Origin of the sequence: Nocardia sp. NPDC056564 (genome assembly GCF_042793755.1) — a bacterium.
GTDB lineage: Bacteria > Actinomycetota > Actinomycetes > Mycobacteriales > Mycobacteriaceae > Nocardia.
Map to the genome: position 1 here is coordinate 1 of NZ_JBHTUR010000026.1, position 14,084 is coordinate 14,084.

9 protein-coding genes are annotated in these 14,084 nt (G+C 68.0%); 7 read left to right on the forward strand and 2 right to left on the reverse strand.

Annotated features, from left to right (window positions below; genetic code table 11):
- Together ACFQ9K_RS39935 and ACFQ9K_RS39940 are read left to right on the forward strand one after the other, a co-directional pair.
- The coding region (locus tag ACFQ9K_RS39935; RefSeq protein ID WP_378984357.1) for a hypothetical protein at window positions 1-3,084 on the forward strand (3,084 nt) is incomplete at its 5' end.
- A gap of 43 nt (window positions 3,085-3,127) precedes the next feature.
- Window positions 3,128-4,159, forward strand: coding sequence for a WD40 repeat domain-containing protein (locus ACFQ9K_RS39940; protein ID WP_378719594.1), 1,032 nt, complete (start codon window positions 3,128-3,130; stop codon window positions 4,157-4,159).
- Between the two features lie 26 nt (window positions 4,160-4,185).
- Here the strand turns inward: ACFQ9K_RS39940 and ACFQ9K_RS39945 are convergent, their stop codons facing one another.
- Window positions 4,186-4,725 (reverse strand): hypothetical protein, encoded by a 540-nt coding sequence (locus ACFQ9K_RS39945; protein WP_378984360.1) that lies wholly within the window; start codon window positions 4,723-4,725, stop codon window positions 4,186-4,188.
- 35 nt (window positions 4,726-4,760) lie between these two features.
- On the opposite strand from ACFQ9K_RS39945, the gene ACFQ9K_RS39950 reads away from it, so the two are divergent.
- From ACFQ9K_RS39950 to ACFQ9K_RS39970, 5 genes are all read left to right on the forward strand, one after another.
- Entirely contained in the window at window positions 4,761-5,399 is a 639-nt protein-coding gene (locus ACFQ9K_RS39950) for a WXG100 family type VII secretion target (RefSeq protein ID WP_378719590.1), read from the forward strand.
- Window positions 5,400-5,469: 70 nt separating this feature from the next.
- Entirely contained in the window at window positions 5,470-6,867 is a 1,398-nt protein-coding gene (locus ACFQ9K_RS39955; protein ID WP_378719588.1) for a class I adenylate-forming enzyme family protein, read from the forward strand.
- 21 nt (window positions 6,868-6,888) lie between these two features.
- Window positions 6,889-8,457: an NAD(P)-binding domain-containing protein gene (locus ACFQ9K_RS39960; RefSeq protein WP_378719587.1), complete on the forward strand. Its 1,569-nt coding sequence runs from the start codon at window positions 6,889-6,891 to the stop codon at window positions 8,455-8,457.
- Window positions 8,454-9,569: an alpha-hydroxy acid oxidase gene (locus ACFQ9K_RS39965; RefSeq protein ID WP_378719585.1), complete on the forward strand. Its 1,116-nt coding sequence runs from the start codon at window positions 8,454-8,456 to the stop codon at window positions 9,567-9,569. The genes ACFQ9K_RS39960 and ACFQ9K_RS39965 overlap by 4 nt, the downstream gene beginning before the upstream one ends.
- Entirely contained in the window at window positions 9,566-10,840 is a 1,275-nt protein-coding gene (locus tag ACFQ9K_RS39970) for a cytochrome P450 (RefSeq protein ID WP_378719582.1), read from the forward strand. Before ACFQ9K_RS39965 ends, ACFQ9K_RS39970 begins: the two co-directional genes overlap by 4 nt.
- A 161-nt stretch (window positions 10,841-11,001) precedes the next feature.
- Here the strand turns inward: ACFQ9K_RS39970 and ACFQ9K_RS39975 are convergent, their stop codons facing one another.
- The gene (locus ACFQ9K_RS39975) at window positions 11,002-14,025 is read right to left on the reverse strand and encodes an alpha-mannosidase (RefSeq protein WP_378719580.1); all 3,024 of its coding nucleotides are present in this window, start codon (window positions 14,023-14,025) and stop codon (window positions 11,002-11,004) included.
- Window positions 14,026-14,084: the final 59 nt, after the last annotated feature.

A 14,084-nucleotide genomic window follows, 5' to 3' on the forward strand; every position in this document is an offset into this window, starting at 1 on the left:
GCGGCCAGCCGCCAGAATCCCGACGGCAGCTGGCCGAATCCCACCGCGACCGGCCGACTGACCATGGCCTTCGACCGCACCATGAACATCACCGGAATCGAACAACGCCCCGGATCCCGTTTCGCGGTCGCCGGATTCGAAGGCGACGGCGTCATCGCCTCACTCGGCACCCGCAATTCGGTGCCACCGGCCGTCGCCGACCTGGTGGACACCGCGATCAAACGCGACCCGAATTCGGTATCGGCGCGAATGCTGTTCGACAACGACGGCCAATATCTCGGTTATCGGATCACCGTCGACGGTCGCGATATCGATGTCACCGGCGCAGCTTCCCGGTTCTTCCCCGGCGGGCAACTCTTCAAGCCCGGAACCGGCGACCTCCCACCGCTGCCCGCGGTGAACCCCGGAACGGTGTGGAGCACACAGGATTCCCGATACGCGCTGTCGGGTTCGAGCCGCGGTTTCGCCGCGCAAACCGCATCGAACCGGGACGCCCCACCCGAGGGCGGAAACTTCGACGGCGGCTACGTCGCCTCCGCCACCCAGGCGACGCACTACGCGGCATGGCGACGCGGCGACGCAGACGGGTCGAACGTCATTACCGCTGCGGCCGTGCCGGGCTCGGACTTCCACGGCCACGTCGAACCGCCGTCGACCAGCCACGTCGACCAGATCCGTGGCCAAGTCGACAGCGCGCTGCACAGCGCGATCGATGGGCACGGCAGCCTGCGGATCGAGCCGATCGCCGCGGCCGAAACGGCGAAGGGGATATACCGCGTCACCGATACCAGCGGTGTCTACGGCAGCGATCAACGCACCTTCACGGTGCGCATCGAGACCCAGCGCATCGGTGACGACACCGCGGCCCGCTCGATTCTCAACCACGACAAGGGCCAGCACGTCATCCAGATCTCCGACCGGATCTCCACCAAACACATACCGCGCGCCTTGGCGCACGAGATCGGCGAGATCGTGGCCGACCGCAAGCGCTATCTGCTCGATCAGCTCGATGCGTTCGGCGCTGACGAGGGTGTTCTGCGCCCGGGCGGACCGACCGACGCGCCCGCGCTCACCCCGCACGACGCCGGTCGCATCCAGGAACTCCGCGTCCTCGGCGGGCAACTCGACGAGCTACCCGGCCCGGCAAACCGCACTCCGGAAGACCGAGCCCGATACGACGACCTCCACCGCGAAGCGATGGCACTGGTCGAGCACCTGGGCCTGCGCGACGGCGCGCCGGGCGCCGAGCAACGCAGAGCCCTGGTGCTGGAGCACCTCGAGTCCACCCCCGCCGGTCGCGATCAGGTGCGTCATCTGCTCGACGACGCGGGCGCCAACCGGAACCAGCTCTCCTCCAACGATCAGCGCCTGCTGCGCTCCATCCAGCGCCAGGCCGGGATCGACCAAGCCATGTTCGACGCGCACCGGGCGGCCTTGCGACCGGCCTTCGAGCGACCGATCGCGTTCGACGGAGAACGAGCCACCCCGGAACAGACGCGTGCGCTCGCCGACCAGAGCACCCAGCAACGCGCGGAACGCAGCGCGACGACCCTCGCCGACTTGCGCGAGCAAGCCGCAGGCGGCGATTACCCGAAACTGTCCGTTATCGAGGCGGGCGGCGGGGCCGCGCTCGCCGCGCGCGATCCACAAGCACTGCTCGTCGACGACCGCGGACGGTGGCAGTCGGACAACGGCGACCGCATCGCCCAAACCGCAGACCAACTACGCAATCTGCGCCAAACCGGACTCGGCGACCCCTACCAGTTCGTCGACGAAGGCCGACCCGGCGCCCGGGTGCCGCTCGACGCGGTCCGCTACTGGGAGGACTCCATCGCGTCCCAAGGACCGGTGGTCGACGGCAAAGCGACCTTCCGGATGGAGAACGGAAAACTGCTCTCCGACATCACCCCGCTCGACGGCAGTCCGCCGATCACCGTGGAAGTCCAAGGCACACCGGTCATCGCGACCGGCTTCCCGCCCGAGATCATTCCCGGCACCCGCGAGGTCGGCGGTATGCACGGGACATTCGACACGGCCGCAAAAGAATTGGGCCAGCTCAACACACCCGCCGCCACCGCGGCAAAGGCTCAGGTCGAGGCCTTGTCCTGGCGCGACCCCGCCTCCGCGGACAAGGTCATGACCATCCTGTCCGACAACAACATCGACCGATCCACGCTGTCCGACAACGTCAACCACGCACTGGATTCACTCAGCAACTGGAAGTCGTTGCGCGACGACCACCCCGGCCAGATCCTCTCCGGTGACGAAGCCAACCTGGCCGGCGTCGACCCCGACCTGGCCAAACACTGGATCGTCGCCGGCACCGGCGGCACCGGCATCAGCGGCGTCGAGAACATGCTCAAACTCAGCACCACCGCGAAATTCACCATGATCGGCCGCAACGCACCACCAGGACTCGCCGACAACACCCAGTGGAAAGAAGTACGCGCGCAGCACGACCTCGGCTATGACCACAAGAACCCCAGGGCGGCCAGCAAGCAGATCAACGGTGTGTGGCCCAACCCGGGCGCGACCGGTCGACTGACGATGTCGTTCGACGGAAAAATGGACATCACCGGCATCACGAAACAGTCGGGTCCCGCTCCATTCGTGGTCGCGGGATTCGAGGGAGATGGCGTCATCGCCTCACTCGGCACCCGCAATTCGGTACCGCCCGCCGTCGCCGACCTGGTCGACGCCGCGATCAAACGCGACCCCGATTCGGTGTCCGGACAGATGCTGTTCGACAGCGACGGCCAGTACCTCGGCTACCGCATCACCGTCGACGGTCGCGACATCGACGTCACCGGCGCGGCCTCTCGCTTCTTCCCCGGCGGTCGGCTCTTCAAGCCGGGGACCGGAGTCGTCGCGCCGCTACCCGCGACCGATCCCGGCGCCGTGTGGGCTACCAACGACTCTCGCTACGCGCTGTCGCGGTCGGGCAGCGGCTTCGCCGCACAGACCGCCTCGAACCGGGACGCACCGCCCGAGGGCGGAAACTTCGACGGCGGATACGTCGCCTCTGCCATCCAGGCCACACACTATGCAGCGTGGCGACGCGGAGGCGGTAGAGCCTTCTCATGAACGAACACACCGATGGCGTGGAGGACAAAATGGGTAGCGAACCATGACCGCGGCCTTCGCGGAGGTATGGCGGACGGCAGCGGTGGAGCGGCCGAACGAGTGGGTGCGGGCCGTCGCCTGGGCCGAGGTAGCCGGACGACCGGCAGCGATCGCCGTCGCCGGGCCCACGCTCGCCGCATGGGACCTCGAATCCGGAGCGCCGCTCATCCGGTCGAGCATTCCGGGCGAGCAAGAGAATTCGACGTTGGTGAATCTGACGATCGGGCGCCTCGACGGAGCCCCGATCGCGGTGACCGCCGACATCGCGGGCCGCGTCCACGCCTGGGACCTGACCGGCGGTGAACCACTGGCGAAGCCCGTCACCGAACTGTACGGACGCGCGGCCGCCCTCGTCGCGGCGGGTGAGCTGCTGTTGATCGGCCGTGGCGCGGGCGCGACGTCGTCGGTGTACGAGGTTCCGGCCAGTTCGGGATCGGTCGAGGTGTGCGACATCGCGACCGGGCAATCCATCCATTCGCTCTGGCACGGCGGCTACACGGACTCGGTCGCGGTCATCGACCACGGCGGCCACACGGTGGCGGTCGTGGGATCGACGTATGCCGCGCGACCGCTGCTCGATCCGGACGACTCCGAATCACAGCTCACGACCTGGGATATCCGAACCGGTGCGGGTCTCGGCGAACCGATCCTGCTCAGCGGCAACTCGGTGGCCGCACCTATGGCGGCGGCCGTCCTGGACGGACGTGGGGTCGCGGTCCTGGTGGGCGGCGAGGGCCTGTTCGTGTGGGATCTCGCCGAGCGGCGCGCGCGGACGACGGTCGCATGCCCCGGCCGGATCGAGGCGATCGTCTGGGGGCAGACCACGAGCGGACCGGTGGTGCTGGCCGGCGGCGGTGATGTGCGGGCGGTCGGGCGGAACTGGCTGCGGATGTGGGATCCGCGTGATTGGCGGCTGATCGCCGAAACGAGCACCGGGACCGGCAGCATTTCGAGCTGCGCGGTCACCCCGGACGGGGATGTCATCGTTCCGTGGGGTGACCGGGTCCAACTGCTGCGCCGATCGGAAACGCCGTGATGCGCAGCACATTCGACAGCCGGGAACTAGAGGCGCGCGGACAGTGCCTCGCGGTAGGCACTCGCGGTCGCCGCGAGCCGCGCTCGGGTGAATCGCCCTGGTTCGCGGGCGTAGGCGGCGCGACCGACCGTCGAGATGAACGCGTCCTCGGGAACGGCGTCCATCGAGTCGGGGATGAACTTCAGGACCTCCGACACGGCCTCGACGGCGGTGGCCACCGCGAGACGGTCGCGGTCGCCCTGGTCCGGTGCGGCGCCGGCCGCGGGCACCAGCGCGACCGACGCGGCGGCCTGCTCGGCGACCAGCAGGAATTCGCCGGGACAGATGATCCGCGACGCGGTGGGGCCGCCGAACGCGGGTGGCGACGGCGGGATGGCTTCGTCCAGCTCGAACGTGAATTGCCGCGGCAGCCCGCACCGGGCACAACTACCCGCGTAGACCGCGAGCAGGCGCCCCTCCGGATCCTCACGCAGCACATGTTCGGCTTCGAATTTCGTCTCGCCGCAGGAACAGGCGTGCAGATCCATATAGAGCTGGCATTCAACAGATGACCGAGCGATAAGCACCTGGAAATGCTACCCCGACCGACCGAAGGAGCACGATGGACAAACCCGTAGAGATCAAGCCCGAGGGACTGCGCCGCGCCGCAACCGAATTCGATGATGTCGCCGATCGGGCCAAACAGGTGCTGGATCGGTTGAAAACCGCGTCGGAGAGCAAAGGCGAGCCGTGGGGGCACGACCACGCCGGGGAGAAATTCGCCGACGGGGAAAAGGGGTACAAGAAGAACCGCGACGGCACGTTCTCGTCGCTGTCCAGCCTCGTCGGCGTCTTTCAGGACAACGCGAAGAACCTGCGGGACTCGGCGAAGACATTCGAGGAGAACGAGCAGGCGGCATTGCGCGCCAGGGAACCGCTGCACCCCACTCGAACGAGCGCGGTACGGCGCTTCACGGACGGCTACCGTCCGGCTCTGCACGATTCCATCGCCGCGATGCCGCGCAGCAGGCTCTTGCGCGCCGACTTCAAGCCGCAGAACGACGCGACACCCGTCGAGCCGTTCCAGGAACCGTTGCGTGCGACCGATGTCGCGCCACGCCATGCGGTACGCGCCGACGGGTACACGCCCGAAGGCGAGGTCACCGAACCCGAACCCCTGCGTTTGCCCGACCGCGCACCACTCGACGCGGTTCGCGTCGACAGGTACACGCCCGAAGGTGAGGTCACCGAACCCGAATAGCGTTTGGCCTAGCGGCCAAACTTGTTGAATCTCAAAGTATCTCGAGGGCGGAATCACTATCATCGGCCCGGTGAGCTTTCCGGGGTCGATCGTTCAGGCGTTGCGTGCCGCTCCGGAGAAAGTGGTGGTCGAGCACGGGACCCGGGCGGTCACCCGGGGGCAGTTGCTCGCGATGACGGGCACGATCGCCGAGGGACTGCGCGGGTCCGGGCTCGGGCCGGGGTCCGGCGTGGCCATGGTCGTGGACGTGAGCGCCGAGTCGCTGGCCGCGTATCTCGCGGCATACACGCTCGGCTGCCGGGTGATCGGGGTGCGGCCCGGGCTCAGCGAGCGTCAGCAGCGGCATGTGCTGAACAACGGCGTGGACGCCGTCCTGGACGACCGGCGGGTGGGCGCGTTGCTGCGCGGGCCGGCACGGTCGTTGACAATCGAGGCGCGGGCGAGTGACATCGCCCGGGTGTCCTACACCAGCGGCACCACCGGGCTCCCCAAAGGCTGTGCGCAGACCTATGGGGCGATGTCCGCGCACTGGTCCTGGGGCGAACCGACGTGGAGCCAGGACACCACGGAGTTGGCTGCCTGCTTCGACCGTTATCTGCTGTTCGGCACGTTGGCCAGCGCGGTCGTGCAGGACTACCTCGCGCTGTGCCTGCTCGGCGGCGGTACCGCGGTGATTCCCGAACCCGGTGGCGCGCAACTGTTTCCCGAGGTCATCGAGCGGTTGCGGATCACCGCGACGATCATGAACGTGCCCCGCCTCTATCAGATGCTGGACGCGCTGCGCACCACGCCGACGGACACCGGCAGCCTGCGGGCCATGGTGGTCGCCGGGTCGCCGCTGGCCGCGCACCGGCTCGCGGAGGCGGTCGAGGTGCTGGGACCGGTGGTGCACCAGGCCTACGGCCAAACCGAGACCGGCGGACTGGCCGCGTTGACGCCGCGGGACATCGGCGGCGGCGTGCTCGCCTCGGTCGGCCGTCCACTGCCCGGGGTGGGGGTGGATATCCGCGACGGCGAGATCTACGTCCGCAACGACTACATGATGTCGGAGTACCTCGGCGATCCGGCCGAGACGGCCGCCGTGCTCGTCGACGGCTGGATGCGCACCCGCGACCTGGGCTATCTGGCCGACGGATACCTCTACCTGACCGGCCGGGCCCGCGACGTGATCATCGTCGACGCGCTGCCGGTGTATGCCGGCCCGATCGAGCGAGTACTGGCCGGGCATCCCGATGTGGACCAGGCCTACGTCGTCGGCGCACCCGATGATCGTCGCGGTGAGGCGGTGCACGCCTTCATCGTCCCGCGCGCCGGCCACTCCCCCGACGCCACCGCGCTGTCCGCCCTGGTGCGCGCGGAACTGGGCGAATCGAGCGTGCCGCAGACCTACACGGTGGTGCCGGACGCTCCGATCGCGGCCAGCGGCAAGCCGGACAAGAAAGCCTTGCTGGAGCTATATCCACGGTAAGCACGACGTTTGGAGGAGACCTTGTCAGAGCTCGACTACCTGATCATCGGCGCGGGTCCGGCCGGTCTCCAGATGGGCCACCATTTACAGGCGGCCGGTCGCGACTATCTGATCGTCGAGGCCGGATCGGCCGCGGGCACGTTCTTCAGCCGGTATCCCCGGCATCGTCAGCTGATCTCCATCAACAAGGTGCACACCGGGTGGGACGATCCCGAGCTCAATATGCGGATGGACTGGAACTCGCTGCTGCCAGGGCCGCTGTTCAAGGAATACACCCCGCGCTTCTTCCCCGCCGCCGACGACATGGTCCGCTACCTCGGCGATTTCGCTGCGCGGCACGAGCTTTCGGTCCGGTACGACACCCGGATCGAGCGGATAACCCGGCCGGACGCGTTCGAGGCCGTCGATCAGCACGGAAATGTGCTGCGTGCGCGACGGTTGATCGTGGCCACGGGCGTCTCGAAACCCTATGTCCCGGAGATCCCCGGCATCGAGACCGCCGAGCTGTATACCGAAGTGTCCGTGGACCCGGCGGATTTCACCGACCAGCGGGTGCTGATCATCGGAAAGGGCAACTCGGCCTTCGAGACTGCCGACAACCTCATCGAGACCACCGCCGTCATCCACGTCGCCGGTCCGCATTCCATCCGGCTGGCCTGGCAGTCGCACTTCCTCGGGCACCTGCGCGCGGTCAACAACAACTTCCTGGACACCTATCAGCTGAAGTCGCAGAACGCGATCCTGGACGGCAACGTCATCGACATTGCCCGGCAGTCCGATTCGTCGTATCTGGTGACCGTGAGCTTCTCCCGGGCCGACGAGGTCACCAAGGACATCCGTTACGACCGGGTGATCGTGGCGACCGGGTTCCGGTTCGACGCTTCGATTTTCGCACCGGAGTGCCGCCCGGAACTGGCGATCAACAATCGATTCCCGGCCCAGACGCCGGCCTGGGAGTCGGTCAACGTGCCCGGGTTGTACTTCGCGGGCACGATCACGCAGATCCGCGACTTCAAGAAGTCGACCAGTGCGTTCATCCATGGGTTCCGTTATGGGACAAGGGCATTGCACCGAATACTGGAACAGCGGGAGCATGCGCGCGATTGGCCGAACCGCGAGCTGGCCGGGACCGCCGACGACGTCGGTGAGGCGATCCTGGCGCGGGTCAACCGGACGTCGGCACTGTGGCAGCTGTTCGGGTTCCTCGGCGATGTCGTCACGCTGAACGCGACCGGGACAGCGCGGTATTGGGAAGAGTTGCCGGTCGACTATGTGGCGGACGCGATCGCGACCGGGTCGCTCGGCGAGGTGGACACCTACTTCGTGATCACCTTGGAGTACGGCAAAGACCATGACCGGGTCGATCCGTTCGACATCAATGCCAAGCGCATCGCGCAGTCCGACGCCGAGAACGCCTTGGACGGTCGTTATCTGCACCCCGTGCTGCGGCAATATCGAGACGGCGAGCAGATCGCCGAACATCACATCACGGAAAACCTCGAGAACGAGTGGGTGCACGAAACAGTCCACCGCAAGCCGCTTTTCGACTTTCTCGAGACGGCGCTGCCCGCGCCGGAGCCGTCGCGATGAGCTCGGAGCATTCGCGCGCCGCGCAGGCGGGCGACCGCGGGCCGCTCGCCGCGCTCGAGCAGCGGGCACGGGAACTGCTCGACCCCGCGCATTACGACTACTTCGCCGGCGGCGCGGGCGAAGAGATCACGCTGGCCGACAACGAGCGCGCGTTCCGGCGGCTCGCGTTGCTGCCCAGGGTTTTGCGCGATACCACCGGCAGATCCAGCGCCATCGATCTGCTGGGCGACCCGAGCAGCATGCCGGTATTCGTGTCTCCCACCGCGTTTCACCGATTGGCCCATCCCGACGGTGAGCGGGCGACCGCGCGAGGTGTGGCGGCGGCCGGCCTCGTCCTGATCGCCAGCATGGCGGGCACCGTGCCCATCGGCGAGGTGACCGCGGCCGCCAGGGAGATCGATCGCGAGGCACGGGTGTGGTTCCAGCTGTACCTGCACCCCGAGCCGGAGGTGACCGCGGAGCTGGTCCGGCGCGGCGAGCGGGCAGGCTGCACGGCACTGGTGGTCACCGTCGACTCCCCGGTGCGCGGCCGCAGATTTCGCGAGGACCGGCACGGCTTCCACGATCTGCCCGCGGGCATGTACGCGGAGAACATGCGCGGCTTGCCGGGGACGACCGGAAACGGGGTTCGGTCGATCGCGATGTCGGCCGAATTCACCTGGGACCATCTGCGTCGCCTGCGCGAGCTGACCCGGCTTCCGCTGGTGCTCAAAGGGATCCTGCACCCCGAGGACGCGGGTCTGGCGGTGGAGCACGGAGCCGACGCGATCGTCGTGTCCAATCACGGTGGACGTCAACTCGATACGGTGTCCGCGACGCTGGAGGCGCTGCCCGCGATCAACGCGGCGGTGGCCGGGCGGATCCCGGTGTACCTCGACGGCGGTGTCCGGCGCGGCTCGGATGTGGTGCTGGCGTTGGCCCTCGGCGCCACGGCGGTCGGCGTGGGACGGCCGGTGTTGTGGGGCTTGACCGTCGGTGGTGAGAAAGGGGTCACGGACGTGCTGGACACGTTGCGCTCGGAGTTCGAGCACACGCTGACCATGTGCGGCGTGGCCGAACTGTCCGACTTGAACGCGGATCTGGTCACCGTGCGCGGGGCGGCAAGGTCGTGAGCCGAGTGTTGTCGCTGCTGGCGACCGCGAGCGCACTATGGGCGGTGTCGCGGTGGCTGCCGCGGGCAGTGGTGGCCCTGCGGGTGTGGATTTTCGCGAAAGTCAACGGCAGCAACGAGATAACCCTGCCCGGCGAACGCGGCGGCCCCGACCTGTTCCTGCGCCTGTACTCGGACCCGGCGGCCAACGGACGCAGCCGGGGAGCGGCGCTGTCGGACCTGTTCTGGTACTGGCTCGCGCCCGGACCCGAAGTACACCAGGAACACCTGGAGGACGGCCCGCGCTACGACGAGGCGGCCCGCACCACCCGAGCCATCCTGTCGCTACCCACCCCGGAGATCGAGCGGCTGGCGGACCGCTGCACCCGCCGGGTACTCCGCGAACTACCCCGCCGTCCACTGACTTCGGTCCGGCTACGCGATCTGATGATGCCGATCTGGGCGGAGTTCTTCTACGAGTTGGTCTTTCGCGAGCCCTGCCCGCCGGCCGCCCGAGACCTCATCGTCGGCAACGCCGACGACGTGGTCACCTCGCTGAAATGCACCGGCCTGCGCCACATGCGCCGCCGCGACCGACTGACCCGCTACCTGCTCGCCCGGATCGACGCCGGCGACGTACCGCACCAGCTGCCCAGCTCGCTCAACCGGCGCGAACGCGCCCACTACCTGCAAGGCGCATTCTTCAACACCGCCGTCGTGCAGATGTCCGAAGGCATGGCCCACCTGCTATTGGCGATCGCCCAGCACCGAGACGTCCAGGACCGCCTGCTCGCCGAGCCGAACACCCAGTACCTGGACCACGTGCTCGACGAAACCCTGCGCCAGTTCCCGCTTTTCGGCATCGCCCACCGGATCACGACCGCCGACATCGCCATCGGAAACGGCACCACGATCCCCGCCGGAACAGTCCTCTGCTTCAACTACCAGGAATTCGAACGCACCGGCCACACCGACCCCGACCGCTTCAACCCCGACCGGTGGGCCACCCACCGCCCCAAGGACACCCACCACATCCCCTTCGGCGTAGCCGCCAACCGCCCCTGCCCCGCCTGGCGACTATCCCCGATAGCCATGCGCGCCGTAACCCGGACGGTCCTGTCCCACCATCACCTACGCTCCTCCGTCTCCCACACCCGCTCCATCCCCCACCGAGCCCCCTGCCTCCTCCTCTCCACCGACCGCCCCCATCACCGCATCGGGTACGTGCCGGCCTCACCGCCCTACGCGCACGAGACCGCTTCGAGGACGTCTGGCGCGGCACCACCCAACTGATCCTCGGCACCTGGATGGTCCTCGACGCCCGCCGCCTCCACCTCTGCGAAACCCACTTCGCCACCGCAGATCGTCAAACGGCGCCCAGCTGCCCGCTAGCCCACCCACACCACCCTTCCCCAGCCCCACCGCACTGATCAGGCGAGAGCGGCGAAGCCCGCTCAGCCTGCGGCTGGTTCGGCGGGACGGGTGAACCGGAGGGTGACGAGTTGGAACGGGCGCAGGTGGAGGCGGACTCCGGGGGCCTCCGGGGTGGCGGGGGTGTCTTGCTGGATCGGGCGCTCCAGTAGGTCGCAGACCTGGAATTCGGTGAAGTCGAAGCCGGGGGTTATCCGGGTTGCGGCTCGGCCGCCGTGGGATTCGTAGACGCGGAGGATGAGGTCGCCGGTGGCGTCGTCCGCGAGTTTGACGGCGCTGGTGACTACCGCATCGTTGTCGATGGTGAACAGGGGGGCTACGGGTTCGGCTACGCCGGGGCGGAGCGGGGTGAGGTTGATGCGGTAGCCGGCTCGGACCGCGTCGCCGATGGCGGCGCCGGGGATCAGGCAGTGGCGGAAGTGGTGAGCGCCGTGGTCGGTGTGGGGGTCGGGGAACCGCGGGGCGCGCAGCAGCGACGCTCGGACGGTGGTCGTTGTTCCCCCGTCGGGGCGGACGGTGCGGGTGACGTCGTGGCCGTAGGTGGAGTCGTTGACGAGGGCTACGCCCCAGCCGGGCTCGGCGAAGTGGACGAAGCGGTGGTTGCAGGCTTCGAACTTCGCGTATTCCCAGCTGGTGTTGGTGTGGGTGGGGCGGTACAGGTGGCCGAATTGAGTTTCGGCGGCGTAGCGGTCGGCGTGAATGTCCAGCGGGAACGCGAGTTTGAGGAGTTTTTCGGTTTCGTGCCAGTCGACGGTGGTGTCGATGTCCAGGCCGTGCGCGCCCGGGCGCAGGGTGAGGGTCTGTTCGACCGTGGAGGACCCGAATGCGCGGCGGATCCGGATGCCGCTCGAATCCGGCTCTGCGGCAATGGAGTCCACCTCGACGAGGTCGGTGACGCGGTTGCGATAGAAGATATCGACATCCCATGCGTCCCACGAGTTGGGCAGATCAGGGTGCAGCTGAAGCAGATTCGCGGCCGAGCCAGGCGGCAGGGTCTCGCGCCCATGCTCGGCATCGAACAGCGACACGATGAGGCCGCGCGCATCGACCTCGACCCGCAGCAGACCGTTGTCGAGTACGAATCCCCCCTCCGTGCGTTCGGTCACCGGGCAGGGATCACCCGGCTCCTCCGGGCCGGCCGCACCGGCCGGAATCGAGCGCCACGGGTGCGGCGCCGGATTGAAGACGTTCGGCCCGGCCTGCTCACCGCCGAGCGCCCATTGGGACCGCTCGATGATCGCCGTGAGCTCCTCGGCCACCTCGGCGTACGTCTGCTCCGCCTCTCGATACACCCAGGCGATCGACGACCCCGGCAGAATGTCGTGGAACTGATTCAGCAGCACCGTCTTCCAGATCCGGTCCAGCGCCGCATACGGATACTCGACGCCTTTGCGCACCGCGGCGGTCGCGGCCCACAGTTCGGCCTCCCGCAGCAGATGCTCACTCCGCCGATTCCCCTGCTTCGTCTTCGCCTGACTGGTCAGCGTCGCGCGATGCAGTTCCAGGTACAGCTCGCCCACCCACACCGGCGGGTTCTCGTACTCCGCTTCGGCTTTGGCGAAGAAGTCGGCCGGCTTGTCCCACACCACTTTCGGCGAACCCTCGAGGTTCTTCATCCTGGCCGCCTTGGCCACCATCTCCCGCGTCGTCCCGCCACCGCCGTCGCCGTAACCGGTCGGCGCCAGCGACCTCGTCGCCCGGCCCTTCTCCTTGAAATTCCTTGCCGCATGCGCGATCTCGCGCCCCTGCATGGAACAGTTGTAGGTGTCGACCGGCGGGAAGTGAGTGAAGATCCGGGTACCGTCGACCCCCTCCCACAGGAAGGTGTGGTGCGGGAACTGATTGATCTGACTCCAGGAAATCTTCTGTGTCAGTAGCCATTTGCTCCCGGCGGCCTTGATGATCTGCGGCAGCCCGGCGGCGAAGCCGAACGTATCGGGCAGCCACGCCTCCTCGTTCTCGATCCCGAACTCCGCCAGGAAGAACCGCTTGCCGTGCACGAACTGCCGCGCCATCGCCTCGGAACCGGGCATGTTCGTGTCGGCCTCGACCCACATGCCGCCGGCCGGCACGAATCGCCCCGCCGCCACCGCCGCCTTGACCTTCGCGTAGACCTCCGGCCGATGCCGCTTGATGAAGTCGTACTGCGCCGCCTGGGACATCGCGAAGACGAACTCGGGTTCCTCGTCCAGCAGCGCGGTCATGTTCGCCGTGGTGCGCGCGACCTTGCGCACCGTCTCCCGCAGCGGCCACAGCCACGCCGAGTCGATATGCGCGTGCCCGACCGCCGAGATCGTGTGCGCGGACGGTGTGGCCGGCTTGGCCAGTACCTCGACCAGGCAGGCGCGGGCATCCGCCGCGGTGCCGTTGACATTCTGCAGATCGATCGCGTCGAGCGCGCGCTCGATCGCCCGGACGATGTCGTAGCGCCGGGCCGGATCCTCCGGCATCTCGTGCATCAGCTCGCCGAGCACCTCAAGGTCCAGCACCAGCTGCCAGACCTCCTCGTCGAACACCACGAGATCCATTCGGCCCAAACGGTATTGCGGATCGGAGCCCGCGGTCAACCGGTCACCGAGCGCGGTCGGCGCGAAGAACGGGATGACCGGATTCGAGGCCGCCTCGACGTGCAGCAGCACCTGCTCGCCGCCGACCGCGGGCGCCGCCACCCGCACCCACTGGCTGCGCGGATGCAGCCCCTTGACCGGCGAGCCGTCCGGCCGGTAGACCAGCCCTTCGCACTGGAAGCCGGTCATGTTCGGGTCGAAGCCGATATCGATGATCGCCTCGACCGTCTTGCCCGCCCACTCGGCCGGCACCGTCCCCTCGACGGTGAGCCAGCTGGTCCCCCACGGCGCACCCCATTGTGTGCCGGGACGGACCGGCGTCCGCGGCGCGGCCAAGCCCTCGGCCACCGGCACCGGCTCATCCGGCGCCACCCAGATACCGGCGGTGAGCGGCACCGACTCCGGATAGATCGCCGGCGCGATCCGTTCGGTCAGGACTCGTCCGAGGCGGCTCTCGATCAACCGACGGTCGTCGTGCATAGCGGTGGCTCCGATCGGATCGTGGGCATGATGATCGAACTGCACCCATTCTGCGACAG